Here is a 17,130-nt window from a genome sequence, read left to right on the forward strand (position 1 = left end):
GAACGGAAGCGAGTCGCTTACAGTTCTTTAGCGTGTGCTGCCAGGTATTTTGCGACGCCTTCAGTCGATGCACCCATACCAGCCTTGCCTTTGCTCCAGCCTGCCGGGCAGACTTCGCCGTGCTCTTCGGTGAATTGCAGCGCGTCGATCATACGCAGCATCTCGTCGATGTTACGACCCAGCGGCAGGTCGTTCACCACTTGGTGACGCACCATGCCTGCACGGTCGATCAGGAAAGAACCGCGATATGCCACGCCACCATCGGCTTCCACGTCGTAGGCCTTGCAGATCTCGTGCTTGATGTCAGCGACCAGAGGATACTTAACTTGGCCGATGCCGCCCTTTTCAATTGCTGTGTTCTTCCAAGCCAAGTGGGTGAACTGTGAGTCAATGGACACGCCGATCACTTCCACATTGCGCTTCTTGAATTCTTCCAGACGATGATCGAATGCGATCAGCTCGGACGGGCACACGAAGGTGAAGTCCAGAGGATAGAAGAACACCACGGCGTATTTGCCGCTGATGTGCTTCTTCAGGTTGAAGGTTTCATTGATCTCGTTGTTGCCCATCACGGTAACAGCGTTGAAATCGGGAGCCTGCTTGCCTACGAGTACTGCCATGGTGACCTCCATCAAAGGGTTAATGTTGAGTGAAATGCTAGGGTTTGGAATTTACCAGAAGTATCCCTGCTGTCAACCGGCTTATGCAGAAAATTCCTGCATGCCCGCCCCGCCGAACTGGGTGCGATACAACTGCGCATACGCGCCGTCCTTTGCCAGCAGTTCAGCGTGAGTACCCGCTTCCACGATAGCGCCCTTACTCAAGACCACGATGCGGTCTGCCTTCTCGATGGTGGAAAGACGGTGGGCGATCACCAGCGTGGTACGACCGCGCATGAGTATCTCCAACGCAGCCTGCACGTGACGTTCGGACTCACTGTCCAGCGCCGAGGTCGCTTCATCCAGGATCAGGATCGGGGCGTCCTTGAGGATGGCGCGCGCGATGGCGATGCGCTGACGCTGCCCGCCGGACAAGCGCACGCCCTTCTCCCCGACCAGCGTCTGCAGCCCCTGCGGCATGTCCTTGATGAATTCCATCGCATGCGCAGCGGTGGCTGCCGCGACGATCTCGCTCTCCGGCACTTCACGCATCTGACCGTAAGCGATATTGGCGGCGATGGTGTCGTTGAACAGCACCACCTCCTGGCTCACCAGCGCGATGTTGGCGCGCAGGCTGGCCAGCGTCACGTCATGAATGTCCTGCCCATCGATCTGGATCTGTCCATCGCTCAACTCATAGAAACGAGGCACCAGATTCGCCAAGGTACTTTTACCGCTCCCCGAAGCACCCACCAGCGCCACCACCTGCCCCGCAGGAATGTCCAGATCGATGCCGTGCAAGACCGGTCTGCCGCCGGGTTGATAGGCGAAATCGATGTGCTGGAATCGTATCGCCCCCTGTACCCGCCCCAACTGCGATTGCCCTTGGTCAACTTCGCTTGCGGTATCCAGCAAAGCAAAGACACTTTCTGCAGCGGCCAAGCCGCGCTGGATGAATTCATTGATACTGGTGATACGTTTGAGCGGCGCTGTAAGCATCAGCATCGCCGCGACGAATGACAGAAAACTGCCGACGGTGGTAGCGTCACTCTGGGCTTGGCCGATAGCCAGATAGATGACGAAAGACAATGCGATTGCCGCCACCATCTGCACAATGGGGACGTTGGCCACCGCTGCGGCGGCCTGCTTCATCATATGACGGCGCACCCAATTGATCTCCTGATTGAAGCGTTGCTGCTCATAATGCTGCCCGCCGAACAACTTCACCACCTTGTGCGCGGTCACACTTTCCTCGATCACTTGCGTGATGCTACCCATCGCCTGTTGCGTGTCCCGGCTGGAACTGCGCAGACGACTATTGATCGCTTTGATCACCCAGGCCACCACAGGCGCAACCGTGAGCGAGATCAGGGTCAGCTTCCAGTCCAGGTAGAACAACCAGCCCAGCAGCCCTAGGATGATGATGCTATCGCGGATAGCGATAGTGACCACACTGGTGGCAGCAGCCGTGACATTGGTCACATCGTAGGTGAGTTTGGAGATCAACGAGCCGGTCGCATGATCGTCGTAGTAACGCGTCGGCAAGGACATCAGTTTTCCGAACATCTCCGCGCGCAGATCCATGACCACCTTGTTACCCACCCAGTGGATGGCATAAGAACCAAAGAATGTCGCGATACCCCGAACGAAGAATATGACCAGAATGAATACGGGCGCCCAGTGCATCACCGCAGCATCTTTGTGCACGAAAGTACCGTCGAGGAAGGGTTTGAGTAATGCAGGCAGCAAGGGCTCGGTCGCAGCGGCCACTACCATGCCCAGAATAGAGATCGCGAACGCCCGCCAATGCGGACGCACGTAACCCATCAAACGCAGATAGAGTTGCGCGCTGGTCATCTGGGGGTGGAGCTCTGAAGCGATGGATCAGCGTGCATCTGCCTGCCGAGTCTTGTTACCGAGCAATGCGAACAACATCTGTACGCCAGCTGCAGAACCGATATAGAACACCGCCACGGCCACATATGGACCGTAATATTGCGCCACGCTGGAGACATACTGGATAACGCTCATGCGGTCGAAATATCCGGCCAGCAGATAGAAACTCACGTTGGCGATGATGAATGCCGCACTGCCCGCCGCCGCACCGGCCAGCAACAGGCCTGACATGCCTTTGAGCGTCAGATCATAGCGCGGCGCGTACCAGCGACCGACGGACCACAGTGCGGCGTAAGCGAACACCAGGAAGGCATAGGCCGAGGTCACACAATAGCCGCTCACTTCACGGAAGTTGATCGCGTAATAATCGACCATTGCCGCTTCGACCATCAGTAGCGCCAATATGGCCAATGCACCGCGCACTCGGCCAAGGAAGAGCCCGGCCAAAAAGAACACTGCGTAGGAAGCATCGGGCAAAGCCATTGCCGAACCAAAGTGGTTATATCGCGTCATTGCCATCAAGAGCAGCAATGCCGATGCGATCCAGACTGTTTTATTTTGCAAAATATTCATTGAGATTCTCCCGAGGTTCCTGCCAGCGATCACTGGCAGGAACTTTACCAGAAATGGCGTTGATCCGCCGCGCGGCCTGTTACGGCTTGTAATTCAAACCAACATAAAAGACTCGCCCCAAGGTGTTGTAGCCGTGTGCCAGCATGTAATCCTCATTGAACAAGTTGTCCACACGCGCATTCAAGCCCAGGTGCGGCGCGAAATCCCATTGAGCAGACAGGTTGATCACACTATATGCGTTCAGCGTGTTGGAACCATCGATTCGGGCGCTGCTTGAATGCCACTCCAACCCCGCGCGCCCAGTTTCGAAAGTGCGGGCGATAGTGAGCGTATTCAGCGTTTGCGCACGCTTTGATAGTTGCGCGCCGGTTTTCGCATTGCGCGGACTTTGCAACGTCAGCGTATTTTCGATCTCCAGCCCATTTTGTTGTACGCCATACACCAACTCCATCCCCTCAATCACGGCTTCGTCGAGGTTGTCCGTCGTAGAATAGCTGCTGTTGGTCACGATCAGATCGCGAATGCGGTTGCGGAACAGCGCGGCGTCCAGATGCAGCCCTGCCTGCAAGTAATGTGCGCCCAACTCAAGATTGCGTGCACGCTCGGGCTTGAGATTTGGATTGCCCTGATAACCATAGGAGAGCGGGTAATACATGTCATTGAAGGTCGGGGCCTTGAATGCTGTGGACACATTGGCCGTGATGCGCCAGCTATCCGTCACCTGCAATCCATAGCCCAGCAAGCCGCTATTGGCGGTGCCGATATCCGAATAACGATCCTGACGCAGATTCGCTTGCACCTGATGCGCGCCGTAGTCACCCGTGTATCCGGCGAAATAGCTGTTGCTGCTACGGGCATCCATAGTGAAAGCGGTGCTACCGCTCACTCGCTGTTTCAACCTTTCCACGCCCAACAACAAGACACCTTGCTCACCTATAGCCAGCGTGTTCTGCCAGGAGAACTGGTCATTCACGGTTTTGAATTGCGAAGCACGAGCTCCATTCTTGTAGCTGGTGACATCATCCGCGCCTTGAGCCAGCATCAACCGGCTTTGCCAAGCGGGCAACAGCTGATCGGTCAAGCTCAGCGACCATTTCAACAAGGTGGCATCGCTATCGTGCGTGTCTGTCGCAAGTCCATAGGCATTGTCGTACTTCACCTTTCCCTGGCTGCCAAACAACGACACGTCGATCCGGCGTGCCTGATTGAAAGCATAGCCGGTGCGTGCCGACAAGCTGGTGTTGTCGTATCCGTCCGCATCAGGGTTGGCAGAAGGGGACACTGCAGTATTGACGGCTGATACACCGTCCGTAGCGAATTTTGACACGCCCAGATAGAAGTTCGCATCATTCAGCTCGGCGCCGAAGGACGCACTCGCACGCCGCGTGGCATGTGTGCCATATCCGGCGCTAGCACTCGCCGCCGGTGCGCCCTTGCCGCGCTTGGTGAATATCTGCACAACTCCGCCGATGGCCTCTGCCCCGTACAGACTGCTGGCGTTGCCGCGCACGACTTCGATACGCTCGATCTGATCCAGCATCAATTGATCGATGGCAGTCGCGCCCGATGTGGCCGACCCGATACGCACGCCGTCCAGCAGCACCAATGTATGGCTCGAATTGGTGCCACGCAGGAACAAACTGCTTTGGGAACCGACTCCGCCGTTCTGCGTCACTTCCGCACCAGCCAGATTCCGCAGCAAGGCCGGCACATCTGCCGCCCCGGAATCCTGAATATCGCGTTGAGAGATGACTGTAGTGTGCGACAGGGTTTTAGCCAGTGTCTGCTCGGCGCGCGTGGCAGTGACCACCACTTCGTCCAGACCGTCTGTTGCGGCTTGCGCCAAGGGAATGACCGCGAACAACAGTGCGGTGGAAAAGAATTTTTGTTTCATGGTGCTTCCTAAATTTAAGTTCCAAGCGACCCCGTTGGAACATTGAACAAAATCAGGAAAGCGGAGAGAAGAGAAGAAAGCCCTTGAAGACAGGGCATCCATGCGCCTCCCGCGCATTTCCTGAACCTCGCCCAAGGCCGGTATCCGGGCTCACAAGTCTTGGTCCGCCGCCTTCCCATGCTTGCGCACAGTGGCATATCGACGAACCCACACTTGCTTACCGTTGCGGGGGCAGCACAGGCGTTACACCTGTTTCCCGTTTAACCGAAGGACTCGCGCCCTTCAGCACCTTGAAGCGGAGCGGATTGTAGCAGGCCGGCAAACGGCGATTCCAAAATACTTGCAAAACATTCCGTTACCGATTGACTTAACAGGGAAATAAAAACTATAGTGCGCCCATGCTTAGCGACTTGGACTCTCTCGAACAAAAACTGCACCTGCTGGTGCAGCTCAATCAGCGCCTGCGCGACGAGAACCAGCAATTGCGTCAGCATGTTGCCTCGGCCCTGAACGAGCAACGCAAACATCAGGACAAGATCGACCAAGCCGCCTCGCGCCTTGAAAAACTCCTCGACCAACTTCCCGCCGAAGCATCATGAGTGAAACCAAGACCAGCTTTCTGGATGTGAACATCCTTGACCGAGAGTTCCGTGTCGCCTGCCCGGACGACGAACGGGGCGAATTGCTGGATGCGGTCAAATACCTCGACGTGAAGATGCGCGAGATCCGCGATGCCGGCAAGATCGCCTCGGTCGAGCGTATCGCCATCATGGCTGCACTCAACATCGCGCACGAATTACTCACCACGCGCGTCGGCGGTGGCTTTGACCTCGCGGAATTGAAGCGTAGAATGCAGGGCATGCAGGCGACCATCGATGAAGCCTTGGTCGACCAGGATCGGTTGTTTTAGCCGATCGACAGTTTGTCCCCTGCGGTGTTCGTGAGATTCATAATTCTTTGAACCAATGAGCTAATGCTTAGGTTGCGCCCCATTCAAGTTACTGTTGTGAGCTTCCCTCGCGGAAGCACCTGATGTAACCGGGAACCGACCCTCTTGAACCCAGGTTCAAGATATTGAGTCAACGGCACAGGCGGGGGCCTTTATTCCAGTGCGATCCTTCGGGATCGCACTTTTCATTTGAAGGGATACTTCCATGCGTTACTGGCTGATGAAATCCGAACCTTCCGATGTCAGCATCGACGATCTGGCGACGCTGCCCGACCAATCCGTCGCTTGGTACGGCGTGCGCAACTATCAGGCTCGCAACTTCATGCGCGACCAGATGAGCATCGGCGACGGCGTGCTGTTCTACCATTCCAACTGCAAGGAACCCGGCATCGCGGGCATCGCCGAGGTGTGCAGCCCGGCCTATCCGGATGCCACGCAGTTCGACCAGAAGAGCAAATATTTCGACGCCAAAGCCACACCCGAACAGCCGCGCTGGATGAATGTGGATGTGAGGCTGGTGAAGAAGATCGCGCTGATCCCGCTGGACGTACTCAGACAACATCCAGAACTGGAAAACATGCGTACCCTGCAACGCGGCAATCGCTTGTCCATCACTCCGCTAGACCCGGCGGAGTGGAAGTTCATCACGGGCAAGTTAGTACACAACTGATGGAGTGGTATGTCGCCTATCTGCTGCTGGGTGCCGTTGCCGGTTTTCTGGCGGGATTGTTCGGCGTTGGCGGCGGGCTGGTGCTGGTGCCGGTGTTGTTGCTGATGTTCGATGCTCAGAGTTTCGCGCCTGAACACATCATGCATCTTGCGCTCGGCACTTCGATGGCGACCATCCTGTTCACCTCGCTCGCCAGCATGCGCAAACATCACCAGCATGGCGCGGTGAACTGGCAAGTCGTGCGCAACATCACGCCCGGCATCCTGCTCGGCACCGCCATCGGCGCATTGACCGCCTCCAACATCCCGGCCAAGGGCTTGGGGATCTTCTTTGCGATGTTCGTCTATTTCGCTGCCGCACAGATACTCATCGACAAACGCCCGCACGCCTCGCGTCAACTTCCCGGCGTTAGCGGCATGACTGGCTTCGGCACCCTCACAGGTTGGATCAGCAGTCTGGTCTCCATCGGCGGCGGCACGCTGGTCGTTCCCTTCCTGCTGTGGTGCAACCTGTCGATACGCAACGCTATCGGTACCGCCTCAGCCATCGGCTTCCCTATCGCAGTCGGCGGCACTTTAGGTTACATCACCGTCGGCGCTCACATCACAGCACTACCGTTTCCGCATTTCGGATATGTCTACCTGCCCGCCCTGTTCTGGATCGCGCTCGCCACCATGCTCACTGCCCCCTTGGGTGCGAGGGCGGCGCATAGTTTGAATGTGGGCTTGTTGCGCAAATTGTTTGCCGGGCTGCTGCTTATCCTGGCGACCAAATTGCTGCTCAAGGTACTGACCTGATTCAGCGTTGCGCCTCACGATCCAGCTCGCCGCTGGACAGCTTGGCTTCGTAATCGGCCAAGGCGAGTTTTACCTTCCCGCTCAGCACATACAGGCCGATCAGATTGGGAAACGCCATGGACAGCACCAGCAGGTCGGTGAAGTCCACCAGATTGGCTGCGCTCGCCACCGAAGCGACCACCACGAAGCCGATGAACACCGCCTTGTACAACATGGAATAGCGTTCACCGAACACATACACCCAACACCGTTCGCCGTAATACGACCATGAGATCGCCGTACTGTAGGCGAACAGTACGACGGACAGAGCCAGTATCGAAGGGAACCAATCAGAAGCGGTGGCGAATGCCATGGAAGTCAAAGTAGCCCCCTGACTTGCCGCACGGATCGCCTCATATTCGGGTGCGTTGTATACGCCCGTGATAATGATCACCAGCGCGGTCATAGTACAGATCACCACGGTATCGATGAATGGCTCGTACAGTGCGACCAAACCCTGGCGCACGGGATATTTCACCGATGCAGCGGAGTGCGCGATCGCTGCCGACCCCAGCCCCGCCTCGGAAGAGAACGCGGCGCGCTTGAATCCCTGCACGATGGCGCCCACCATGCCACCGGCTACCGCGATTGGCGAGAAAGCCTCTGTAATGATCTTGCCCAAGGCTTCCGGTACCAGCTCTGCGTTGCTGCCGATGATCCACAGACAGGTCCCCACATAGATGATGACCATGGTCGGCACCACCGCTTCAGCCACATGTGCGATGCGGCGCAGACCGCCGATGATGACCAGGCCTATGGCAACGGCCATCAACAGACCATAAGCGATGGGAAAGTCGCGAAAGAATTCGATCTGGGTCTGGACCGCCCCCATGGACTGGCTGACCTGGAATGCACTACCGGCACCGAAAGAACCGAGGATAGTGAAGACCGCAAACAGGATCGCCAATATCTTTCCGGTACGGGGTGCACCGTGCTCTGCCAGCCCTTTGGAAAGATATTCCATCGCACCGCCCATCAACCGGCCGTCGGGACGCACCTCACGATACATCTGCGCCAGACTGGCTTCGGTGAACTTGGTGCTCATGCCGAGGAAGCCCGCAACGATCATCCAGAAGGTCGCGCCCGGACCGCCTATGGAAATGGCGATTGCCACACCGGCGATATTGCCCAATCCGACTGTGGCGGAGAGTGCGGTGGAAAGCGCCTGGAACGATGTGACTTCGCCTTGGTCGTCCGCCGTCCGGTATTTGCCGCGGATGACATGGAAAGCGTGGCGCATCATGCGCAGATTGACGAAACCGAAACGCAGCGTCAGGAACACTGCCGCCACAATCAGCCATGCGACGATCAGTGGCATCGAAGGTTCGCCGGGGAATATGTCGAAAAAGATGACTTGCGCCAATAGACCGTTGATCGAACCAAACATCGCATCGAGGCTGGATTCACCGGCCCACGCCATCTGCGGCATGAACCCCGTCATCAGCCATAAGATCGTCTTATTCACCCTCATCCCGACTTCCCCTCCCCGTTTCATGTGCCCGATTAAACCCTGAAGCTGTCGCAGACTCAAGCTTCGATTGGCATATGGCGATTACCCGGCAATAAAAAAGCCGGCTTGCGCCGGCTTTTTTATTTGCTTCCAATCACACTTCGAAGGATCACAGACCCTTGATGAAAGCGATGATCTCAGCCATGTCCGCATCGCTGACCTTCGGGTTAGCCGGCATAGGCATAGAACCCCATGCGCCGCTGCCGCCCTTCTTGATCTTTGTTGCGACCTTGTCCCAAGCTGCGTCATCGCCCTTGTACTTGGCGGCGACATCCTTCCAGGACGGACCGACCACCTTCTTGTCCACTTTGTGGCAAGCGGTGCAGTTGTTCTTCTTTGCGACTGCCGGCATATCGGTTGCCATGGCGGAGCCCGCAACCATCAGACCAGCTGCTGCAATCATGCTAACGACGATAGATTTCATGTTCTCTCCATATTTTTGGTTTGACTACATTTCACTACGAGCGGAGCGATTACCCCGGCCGCATTCTAAACAACCCCGCACGAATTGCAAACCACAAAGCGGTAGGCGATTAACGCACCATTTTATGGATCGGTTGACGCATCACTCCAGTTGCAGCACGAACTGCACAAGTCCGGTCAGCTCCTCGCCGCTCAGCGCCGGCTGCGGAGGCATGGCGATACTGCCCCAATTCCCCTTGCCGCCTTTGCGCACCTTGGCCTCTACGACAGCTTGGGCATCCGCTAGCCCGCGATACTTTTGAGCCACTGCGCGCCAAGCCGGCCCGACCAGCTTCTTATCCAGCGCATGGCAGGCGAAGCAGTTCTTCTTCTTTGCCAGAGCGATCGCATCAGCTTCGGAAAGCCCGCCTCGCGTCACAGGTACGACAACAGGTGCTTGCTCCTTCACAACGGTTGCTTCAGCCTTGGCAGCCTCCACCATCTGGACGGGCGTCACCTGCGATGGAATGACAATGGCGGGCTTGACTGCAACCGGTTTGGACTGGGCAGGCTGCACACTCGGAGCGACTGCCGCGTCCCTTGCCGCCGCCTGCTGCGGCGTAGGTGCCACTGGAGCTTGTACCGCCTTCTCTTGCGTGGCGGCCTTTTCAACCGCAACAGGCGGCGCGACAGGACTTTGTTGCGCATCAGGTTGGCACCCTGCGAAGGCAAGCAACACAGTCAATATCCATATTTTTTTCATATTCTTCTCCAACATCGTTGATTGTGAATCAGAGTCCTTCGCCGTTCTCCAGCCAGTTCAGCAGGAATGACCACTGTTCCAGCTCGCGATGCGCCAACGAGGGCGGCAGGTCGAACAAGGTCTTTCCTTCAAAACCGGCATTCACATAAGCCTGTGTCTCACGCAGGTAGGCAAGTACGGGCAGATCGAGGCCTTTCAGGAACTGCTCCAATGTCAACGCTGCTCGAGTGCGCGGATCCATGCGCATGCCGACCACACCAACGAATATCTTGCCTTTGCGGATCGCCTTCTCGTGGTGTAGCGACTCCAGAAAGTCGCGACTGGCCTGAATATCGAATGCAGAAGGCGCGATGGGAACGACCACCCTGTGCACCAGTTTCAAGGCATGTTCCAGATTCTTGCCGTGCAGGCCCGCCGGGGAGTCGATCACCAGCCAATCAAGCGGCGCATCGTGTGCACTGCCAGATTGCATCAATTCGATGCCCGGCAGATCCATCTGACGCGTTGCAAGCCATTGCGTCGCAGACTTCTGCCGATCTAGATCGAGGATGGCGACGCGCTTCCCCTGCGATGCCAGATAGCCCGCGATATTGGTGGAAAGCGTCGTCTTGCCGCTGCCGCCTTTCGGATTTGCAATCAGGATCGCTTTCACGATGGCCTCCCCATGAGCTGTTGGTTACTTCTCCACTTGCGACACGTCCCGCACCGCGCCCTTGTCCGCGCTGGTCACCATCGCAGCGTAGGCGCGCAAGGCTGCCGAGATCTTGCGCGGGCGTTCCGCGACCGGCTTCCAGGCTTTGCTGCCTTTCGCTTCCATCGCTGCACGACGCCGCGCCAGTTCGGCATCAGAGATCGCCAGATCGATGGTTCGATTCGGAATATCGATCTCGATACGATCGCCCTCTTCCACCAAACCGATCGCCCCGCCGCTGGCCGCTTCGGGCGAAGCATGGCCGATGCTCAAACCCGAAGTACCACCGGAGAAGCGTCCGTCGGTGAGCAAGGCACAGGCTTTGCCCAGCCCTTTCGATTTCAGGTAGGAGGTCGGGTATAGCATCTCCTGCATGCCGGGGCCGCCCTTGGGGCCTTCATAGCGGATGATGACCACATCGCCCGCCACGATCTGATCGGCGAGGATGCCAGCTGTGGCCGCATCCTGACTTTCGAACACACGCGCACGTCCGGAGAATTTCAAGATACTTTCATCCACACCTGCGGTCTTGACGATGCAACCGTCCAACGCGATGTTGCCGTGCAGCACAGCCAGCCCGCCATCCTTGGAATAGGCGTGCGCTTGGTCACGTATGCAACCCGCGGCTCTGTCTGCATCTAGTTCCGGATAAAGCATGGATTGCGAGAAGGCGATGGTGGTGATGATGCCGCCAGGAGCGGCGCGGAAGAACTTCTTCACTTCCTCGTTCTGGGTTTGTGTGATGTCCCATTCCTTGAGTCCGTCGCGCAAGGTCTTGCTGTGCACCGAACCGACTTCGCCGTGCAACAGACCCGCCCTGTCCAGCTCGCCGAGAATCGCCGCGATACCGCCCGCGCGATGCACATCTTCCATGTGATATTCGGATGAAGGCGCGACCTTGCACAGCGTCGGCACATGGCGAGAGAGTCTATCCATATCCTTCATGGTGAAATCCACGCCCGCTTCGCGCGCGACGGCCAGCAGGTGCAGTACGGTGTTGGTCGAGCCGCCCATGGCAATGTCTAATGTCATGGCGTTCTCGAACGCATCGAAGGTCGCGATGCTGCGCGGCAGCACCGATGCATCGTCCTGTTCGTAATAGCGCTTGCACAGATCGACGATCAGGCGGCCGGCGCGCAGGAACAACTGCTTGCGCTCGGCATGCGTCGCCACCAGCGAACCGTTGCCCGGCAATGACAAGCCCAAGGCTTCGGTCAGACAGTTCATCGAGTTGGCGGTGAACATGCCGGAGCAGGAACCGCAGGTGGGGCAAGCGGAGCGCTCTATGGCATCCACCTCTTCATCGCTGACGCGGCTGTCGGCAGCGGCCACCATCGCATCCACCAGATCCAGGCCTTTAACCTTGCCCTGCCAGTTGACCTTGCCCGCTTCCATCGGCCCGCCGGAAACGAACACCACGGGGATGTTGAGGCGCATGGCAGCCATCAGCATGCCGGGCGTGATCTTGTCGCAGTTGGAGATGCACACCAGCGCGTCGGCGCAATGTGCGTTACACATGTACTCCACGGAATCGGCGATCAGGTCGCGTGAAGGCAGCGAATACAGCATGCCGTCGTGGCCCATGGCAATGCCGTCATCCACCGCGATGGTGTTGAATTCCTTGGCGATGCCGCCCGCCTTCTCGATCTCACGCGCCACCAGCTGCCCCATATCTTTGAGGTGCACATGACCGGGCACGAACTGGGTGAAGGAGTTGGCGATAGCGATGATGGGCTTGCCGAAGTCGCCTTCGGTCATGCCTGTGGCACGCCACAGGGAACGTGCACCGGCCATGTTGCGGCCGTGGGTGGAAGTACGGGAACGGTAATGCGGCATATTCAGCCTCTCAGGCAACGTATAATCAGAGCGTTGATTCTAACCTATCTGAGGCTATGCTCGTTCATCCCCAATTCGACCCCGTCGCTCTGCAGCTCGGCCCTTTCGGCATCCACTGGTATGGCCTGATGTATCTGCTCGGCTTTGCCGCCTTCATCTGGCTGGGTCGCAAACGTTTGCAAGCGATGAACCGGCCGGCCTGGGATGCAAAACTTCTGGATGACCTGCTGTTCTATGGTGTGCTGGGCGTGATACTGGGCGGGCGTTTGGGCGAGGTGCTGTTCTATGCCCCCGGCTATTACTTCTCCCACCCGCTGAAGATATTGGCGGTATGGGAAGGCGGCATGTCCTTCCACGGTGGATTTCTGGGTGTGCTGGTCGCCATGGCCATTTTTGCCCGCAGTCGCAAGCTGGAATGGCTGGCGCTGATGGATTTCATAGCCCCGCTGGTGCCGCCCGGCTTGGCCCTCGGCCGACTCGGCAACTTCATCAACGGAGAATTGTGGGGAAGGCCGACCGACATGCCATGGGGAATGGTGTTCCCGCATGTAGACAATCTGGCACGTCACCCTTCCCAGTTATACGAATTCGCGCTGGAGGGCATCGCGCTGTTCGCGCTGCTCTGGTGGTTCTCCGGCAAACCCCGCCCGGTCGGTGCGGTGTCGGGACTGTTCTTGATCGGCTATGGCAGCTTCCGCTTCCTTGGGGAGTTCACACGCAATCCCGATGATGGCATCTTCGGCTTGATGACGTTCGGCGTGAGCATGGGGCAATGGCTGAGTCTGCCGATGGTGCTGGCTGGCATCTGGTTGATGAAACGAGCAGGCTCGAAACACACGCCATGAGACCCATTCTGCTCGCGCTCACCCTGGCTATCGCGGGCACTGCGCATGCGGCGGCGCCCAACTGGAAGACTTGCGCCACCGTCGAACAGGAGCTCGAGCGCCTCGCTTGTTATGACAAGCTCACGGGACACCGCTATATCCAGCGCTCTGCGCTTACTCGCGCATGGGATCTGGACGGCCTCGGTAATCCGGACTCCGCCGGGGTGCGCAGGCTGGAACCTTATCGCGCCAACCGCCTGATGGTGCATCACACCTCCCGCATCAATGCGCAGCCTGCATCACCAGCACACCCAGCCTCGACGCCGCACACATACCAGCCGAACGAACTGAAGTTCCAGTTCAGTGCGAAATCCGAGATTGGCAATTTCCGCGAATTGGATCTGCTAGGGTTCCAAAATTTCCGTCTGTGGGCAGGCTTCACTCAGCAGTCGTATTGGCAATTATTCAACGGCAGCCAGTCTTCCCCGTTCCGGGAGACCAACTATGAACCCGAACTCATCGGCACTTTCGGTACCGGGCATGGCGACGGCTGGAGATTATTGAACATCGGCATTTCGCATCAATCAAACGGCCGCGGCGATTACCTGTCACGCAGCTGGAACAAGATCTATGCACAGGGCGGATGGGAATACGGCGACTATTACCTGTTGGCAAGAGGCTGGTGGCGCTTTCCTGAATCGGCCATCAATGATGACAATCCCGATATCCAGCAATATCTGGGCAGAGCAGAACTGGAAGCGCACTGGTCACCCGATTCGGATGATGAAGTGACGCTGCTGGCACGCAGCAATCTTTCCTTTGGCCAACCGCGCGGCTATCTGCAGCTGGACTGGTCTACACCGGTGCGCTACTGGCATCTATCCCATCTGAGTCTGCAGCTGGCCACAGGCTATGGACAGAACCTCATAGACTACAACCACAACCAGACAAGCTTCGCTTTCGGGCTGACATTCAAGGACTGGTGAAGTTGACACTGCCGGACTCCCTCACCGATACTCTCGCTCCATTCTTCAACAAGGTGTGCCGTTTTGGATGACATCTCACTGGGCGCGCTATTCGGCATCCTGATCGTCCTGCTGATCTGCAGTGCTTTCTTCTCCGGTTCCGAAACCAGCATGATGGCGATCAATCGCTATCGCCTTAACACACTGATGCGCAAGGGAAACCGCAGCGCAAAGCTGGTCAACCACCTGCTAGGCAAGGTGGACAAGCTGCTCGGCTCCATCCTGTTCGGCAACACACTGGTCAATGTGGCTGCCGCCGCTGTAGCCAACATCATCGTATTGAGAATATACGGGCAGGACGATCTGGCCATCCTGCTGGGCACCCTCGCACTCACCTTCGCCTTGCTAGTGTTCAGCGAGATCACCCCAAAAGTACTGGCTGCCAGCTACCCGGAAAAGCTGGCCCTGCCCGCGAGTTATCTCCTTTCGCCATTGATCACGCTGTTCCATCCCGTCGTCTGGGTCGCCGGCCTGCTTGTCAAGAACCTGCTACGCCTGTTCGGTATCAAGCTATTGACCGACCAGAGCCGGTCTCGGGCCACGCTGGAGGAGTTGCGCTCCATGGTCCTTGAAGCCGATCATTACTTGCCGCACAAACATCAGAAGATGCTGCTCAATCTGGTCGATCTGGAACGCATCACGGTGAACGATGTAATGATTCCCCGCAACCAGATCGAGTCACTGGATTTCGCAGCCGAGTCGGAAGATTTGAAACGCCAGATCATCACCAGCCACCATACGCTGCTACCGGTATATGAGCACTCCCCGAGCAACATCATCGGCATCCTGCACATTAAACGCGTGCTCTCGCTGTTGCAGGAAGAAGTGCTGGATCCCGCCCAACTTCGCGAGATACTGCATACACCCTACTTCATCCCTTCCGAAACGCCACTCCTGAAGCAATTGCAGCAATTCCAGGAACGCCAGTCCCGCCTCGGCCTAGTGGTCGATGAATATGGCGAACTGCTTGGCCTGGTCACGCTGGAGAACATCCTGGAGGAGATCGTCGGCGATTTCACGACCCAATCCCCGGCTCATGGCGGGAAATACCTGAAACAGGATGACGGCAGTTATATGCTCGAAGGCGGCAGCAGCCTGCGCGACCTGAATCGGAAACTGGGTATGCATTTCCCCTTGAAAGGTGCCAAGACGCTCAATGGTCTGATCCTGGAACATCTGGAGGACATTCCTGAGGCGGGTACCAGCATGAAGATCGGGGACTATCCTATCGAAATCATCCAGACACAGGACAGAGCCATCAAGGTCGCCCGGATATTTCCCCCGCAATCAAGCAAGCGTACGGCAAAGGCTTGATTACTTTACAAAGTGGGCAATGCCATGCATGATGCAAAAAGCCTTTATAATCCGGCACGTTTAGAGTAGCGCTCATAATCAACCCAAACTCTGTCCGCGCAGCATTCCAGTCGAGGAAAAAGATGGCTATCGAAAAAACCGAGAAGGTCAAAGAAACACTGTATCACTGGGAAGGCAAAGACAAATCCGGCAAAACCGTGAAAGGGGAGATGCGCGCGCCCGGCGAGGCTACTGTATCCGCTCACCTGCGCCGTCAGGGCATCAAGGTCAGCAAGGTCAAGAAGAGTTCGCAGGGGAAAGGCTCGGTCAGCGAAAAGGACATCACCCTGTTCACCCGCCAGCTTGCCACCATGCTGAAGTCCGGCGTGCCACTCCTGCAAGCTTTCGATATCGTTGGCAAAGGGCATGACAACCCTGCAGTCTCCCACTTGCTGATGGCGATCAAGACCGACATCGAAACGGGCAGCAGTCTCGAACAAGCCTTTCGCAAATACCCGCTATATTTCGACGACCTGTTCTGCAACCTGATCGGCGCCGGTGAAGCGGCGGGTATCCTGGATACCCTGCTGGATAGATTGGCTTCCTACAAGGAGAAGATCCAGGCCATCAAGGGCAAGATCAAATCCGCTTTGTTCTATCCGGTTTCCATTATCGCGGTGGCCTTCATCATCACCGCGATCATCATGATCTTCGTCATCCCTGCCTTCAAGGAGTTGTTCAGCAGCTTCGGTGCCGATCTGCCCGCCCCCACGCTGGTGGTGATGGCGATCTCGGATTTCTTCGTGGCGTGGTGGTGGGCCATCTTCAGTATCGTCGGCGGCACCCTCTACGGCTTCTTTTATGCATGGAAACGCAACAAGAAGATGCAGCGCGTGATGGACCAGATCATGCTCAAGATTCCCATATTCGGCCCTTTGGTACGCAAAGCCACTATCGCGCGCTGGACGCGTACGCTATCCACCATGTTCGCGGCCGGTGTACCGCTGGTCGAAGCTTTTGACTCGGTGGCAGGCGCATCGGGTAACGCGGTGTATTACGACGCCACCAAGCAGATCCAGCGTGAAGTCACCTCCGGCAGCAGCTTGAATGCCGCCATGATCAACACCAATGCCTTCCCGGCCATGGTGCTGCAGATGGTTGCCATCGGCGAAGAGTCCGGCTCGATCGACTCGATGCTTTCAAAAGTCGCAGACTTCTTCGAAGCGGAAGTCGATGAAGCGGTGGAAGCCCTTTCCAGCCTGATGGAGCCCATCATCATGGTGGTGCTGGGTACGCTCATCGGCGGTATGGTGATCGCCATGTATCTGCCGATCTTCAAGATGGGCCAAGTGGTTTAACGCACGATCCG

Annotated in this window: 17 protein-coding genes, 1 other RNA gene and 1 riboswitch; of the genes, 9 read left to right on the forward strand and 9 right to left on the reverse strand. The window is 57.2% G+C overall.

Annotation, left to right across the window (positions count from 1 at the left end; all coding sequences use genetic code 11):
- Window positions 1–17: 17 nt before the first annotated feature.
- The 4 genes from ACYCZ5_RS07585 to ACYCZ5_RS07600 all read right to left on the reverse strand — a co-directional run bounded on the left by ACYCZ5_RS07585 (window position 18) and on the right by ACYCZ5_RS07600 (window position 4,962).
- Complete coding sequence (locus ACYCZ5_RS07585) at window positions 18–620, reverse strand: peroxiredoxin C (RefSeq protein WP_461544192.1); 603 nt, start codon at window positions 618–620, stop codon at window positions 18–20.
- A gap of 81 nt (window positions 621–701) precedes the next feature.
- The gene (gene msbA / locus ACYCZ5_RS07590) at window positions 702–2,456 is read right to left on the reverse strand and encodes a lipid A export permease/ATP-binding protein MsbA (protein WP_461544193.1); all 1,755 of its coding nucleotides are present in this window, start codon (window positions 2,454–2,456) and stop codon (window positions 702–704) included.
- 27 nt (window positions 2,457–2,483) lie between these two features.
- The gene (locus tag ACYCZ5_RS07595; protein ID WP_461544194.1) at window positions 2,484–3,068 is read right to left on the reverse strand and encodes a hypothetical protein; all 585 of its coding nucleotides are present in this window, start codon (window positions 3,066–3,068) and stop codon (window positions 2,484–2,486) included.
- A 79-nt stretch (window positions 3,069–3,147) separates the two neighbouring features.
- Window positions 3,148–4,962, reverse strand: coding sequence for a TonB-dependent receptor domain-containing protein (locus ACYCZ5_RS07600; RefSeq protein WP_461544195.1), 1,815 nt, complete (start codon window positions 4,960–4,962; stop codon window positions 3,148–3,150).
- A 118-nt stretch (window positions 4,963–5,080) separates the two neighbouring features.
- Window positions 5,081–5,270: riboswitch (cobalamin riboswitch) on the reverse strand.
- A 90-nt stretch (window positions 5,271–5,360) separates the two neighbouring features.
- Here ACYCZ5_RS07600 and ACYCZ5_RS07605 point away from each other — a divergent pair.
- The 5 genes from ACYCZ5_RS07605 (at window position 5,361) to ACYCZ5_RS07625 (ending at window position 7,378) form a co-directional block, all read left to right on the forward strand.
- Window positions 5,361–5,561: a hypothetical protein gene (locus ACYCZ5_RS07605; protein WP_461544196.1), complete on the forward strand. Its 201-nt coding sequence runs from the start codon at window positions 5,361–5,363 to the stop codon at window positions 5,559–5,561.
- Window positions 5,558–5,872 carry a cell division protein ZapA gene (locus ACYCZ5_RS07610; RefSeq protein ID WP_461544197.1) on the forward strand — a complete coding sequence of 105 codons (315 nt, stop codon included), beginning with the start codon at window positions 5,558–5,560 and terminating at the stop codon, window positions 5,870–5,872. The genes ACYCZ5_RS07605 and ACYCZ5_RS07610 overlap by 4 nt, the downstream gene beginning before the upstream one ends.
- Before the next feature lie 13 nt (window positions 5,873–5,885).
- Window positions 5,886–6,064: non-coding RNA, 6S RNA (gene ssrS / locus ACYCZ5_RS07615), on the forward strand.
- Window positions 6,065–6,116: 52 nt separating this feature from the next.
- A complete protein-coding gene (locus ACYCZ5_RS07620; protein WP_461544198.1) occupies window positions 6,117–6,581 on the forward strand; it encodes an EVE domain-containing protein in 465 nt (154 codons plus the stop codon).
- Entirely contained in the window at window positions 6,581–7,378 is a 798-nt protein-coding gene (locus ACYCZ5_RS07625; RefSeq protein WP_461544199.1) for a sulfite exporter TauE/SafE family protein, read from the forward strand. The genes ACYCZ5_RS07620 and ACYCZ5_RS07625 overlap by 1 nt, the downstream gene beginning before the upstream one ends.
- A 1-nt stretch (window position 7,379) precedes the next feature.
- Here the strand turns inward: ACYCZ5_RS07625 and ACYCZ5_RS07630 are convergent, their stop codons facing one another.
- The 5 genes from ACYCZ5_RS07630 to ilvD form a co-directional block, all read right to left on the reverse strand.
- Window positions 7,380–8,882: an alanine/glycine:cation symporter family protein gene (locus ACYCZ5_RS07630; protein ID WP_461544200.1), complete on the reverse strand. Its 1,503-nt coding sequence runs from the start codon at window positions 8,880–8,882 to the stop codon at window positions 7,380–7,382.
- Window positions 8,883–9,036: 154 nt separating this feature from the next.
- Entirely contained in the window at window positions 9,037–9,351 is a 315-nt protein-coding gene (locus ACYCZ5_RS07635) for a c-type cytochrome (RefSeq protein ID WP_461544201.1), read from the reverse strand.
- Between the two features lie 141 nt (window positions 9,352–9,492).
- Window positions 9,493–10,092 carry a c-type cytochrome gene (locus ACYCZ5_RS07640; RefSeq protein ID WP_461544202.1) on the reverse strand — a complete coding sequence of 200 codons (600 nt, stop codon included), beginning with the start codon at window positions 10,090–10,092 and terminating at the stop codon, window positions 9,493–9,495.
- 28 nt (window positions 10,093–10,120) lie between these two features.
- Window positions 10,121–10,744 carry a nucleotide-binding protein gene (locus tag ACYCZ5_RS07645; protein ID WP_461544203.1) on the reverse strand — a complete coding sequence of 208 codons (624 nt, stop codon included), beginning with the start codon at window positions 10,742–10,744 and terminating at the stop codon, window positions 10,121–10,123.
- Between the two features lie 24 nt (window positions 10,745–10,768).
- Complete coding sequence (gene ilvD, locus ACYCZ5_RS07650; protein ID WP_461544460.1) at window positions 10,769–12,619, reverse strand: dihydroxy-acid dehydratase; 1,851 nt, start codon at window positions 12,617–12,619, stop codon at window positions 10,769–10,771.
- Window positions 12,620–12,675: 56 nt separating this feature from the next.
- On the opposite strand from ilvD, the gene lgt reads away from it, so the two are divergent.
- From lgt to ACYCZ5_RS07670, 4 genes are all read left to right on the forward strand, one after another.
- The gene (lgt, locus tag ACYCZ5_RS07655) at window positions 12,676–13,464 is read left to right on the forward strand and encodes a prolipoprotein diacylglyceryl transferase (protein WP_461544204.1); all 789 of its coding nucleotides are present in this window, start codon (window positions 12,676–12,678) and stop codon (window positions 13,462–13,464) included.
- Window positions 13,461–14,429 carry a phospholipase A gene (locus ACYCZ5_RS07660; RefSeq protein ID WP_461544205.1) on the forward strand — a complete coding sequence of 323 codons (969 nt, stop codon included), beginning with the start codon at window positions 13,461–13,463 and terminating at the stop codon, window positions 14,427–14,429. Before lgt ends, ACYCZ5_RS07660 begins: the two co-directional genes overlap by 4 nt.
- Before the next feature lie 63 nt (window positions 14,430–14,492).
- Window positions 14,493–15,782 carry an HlyC/CorC family transporter gene (locus ACYCZ5_RS07665; RefSeq protein WP_461544206.1) on the forward strand — a complete coding sequence of 430 codons (1,290 nt, stop codon included), beginning with the start codon at window positions 14,493–14,495 and terminating at the stop codon, window positions 15,780–15,782.
- A 122-nt stretch (window positions 15,783–15,904) separates the two neighbouring features.
- The gene (locus ACYCZ5_RS07670) at window positions 15,905–17,119 is read left to right on the forward strand and encodes a type II secretion system F family protein (RefSeq protein WP_461544207.1); all 1,215 of its coding nucleotides are present in this window, start codon (window positions 15,905–15,907) and stop codon (window positions 17,117–17,119) included.
- Window positions 17,120–17,130: the final 11 nt, after the last annotated feature.

The organism is Sideroxydans sp. (assembly GCF_054604835.1).

Excerpts from the sequence above, each read along its gene's own strand:
- ACYCZ5_RS07605 (WP_461544196.1), top strand. The coding sequence starts at position 5,361 with ATGCTTAGCGACTTGGACTCTCTCGAACAAAAACTGCACCTGCTGGTG.
- ACYCZ5_RS07625 (WP_461544199.1), top strand. The coding sequence starts at position 6,581 with ATGGAGTGGTATGTCGCCTATCTGCTGCTGGGTGCCGTTGCCGGTTTT.
- ACYCZ5_RS07610 (WP_461544197.1), top strand. The coding sequence starts at position 5,558 with ATGAGTGAAACCAAGACCAGCTTTCTGGATGTGAACATCCTTGACCGA.
- msbA (WP_461544193.1), bottom strand. The coding sequence starts at position 2,456 with ATGACCAGCGCGCAACTCTATCTGCGTTTGATGGGTTACGTGCGTCCG.
- ACYCZ5_RS07600 (WP_461544195.1), bottom strand. The coding sequence starts at position 4,962 with ATGAAACAAAAATTCTTTTCCACCGCACTGTTGTTCGCGGTCATTCCC.
- ACYCZ5_RS07640 (WP_461544202.1), bottom strand. The coding sequence starts at position 10,092 with ATGAAAAAAATATGGATATTGACTGTGTTGCTTGCCTTCGCAGGGTGC.
- ACYCZ5_RS07585 (WP_461544192.1), bottom strand. The coding sequence starts at position 620 with ATGGCAGTACTCGTAGGCAAGCAGGCTCCCGATTTCAACGCTGTTACC.
- ACYCZ5_RS07620 (WP_461544198.1), top strand. The coding sequence starts at position 6,117 with ATGCGTTACTGGCTGATGAAATCCGAACCTTCCGATGTCAGCATCGAC.
- ACYCZ5_RS07660 (WP_461544205.1), top strand. The coding sequence starts at position 13,461 with ATGAGACCCATTCTGCTCGCGCTCACCCTGGCTATCGCGGGCACTGCG.
- lgt (WP_461544204.1), top strand. The coding sequence starts at position 12,676 with ATGCTCGTTCATCCCCAATTCGACCCCGTCGCTCTGCAGCTCGGCCCT.
- ACYCZ5_RS07670 (WP_461544207.1), top strand. The coding sequence starts at position 15,905 with ATGGCTATCGAAAAAACCGAGAAGGTCAAAGAAACACTGTATCACTGG.
- ACYCZ5_RS07635 (WP_461544201.1), bottom strand. The coding sequence starts at position 9,351 with ATGAAATCTATCGTCGTTAGCATGATTGCAGCAGCTGGTCTGATGGTT.
- ACYCZ5_RS07595 (WP_461544194.1), bottom strand. The coding sequence starts at position 3,068 with ATGAATATTTTGCAAAATAAAACAGTCTGGATCGCATCGGCATTGCTG.
- ilvD (WP_461544460.1), bottom strand. The coding sequence starts at position 12,619 with ATGCCGCATTACCGTTCCCGTACTTCCACCCACGGCCGCAACATGGCC.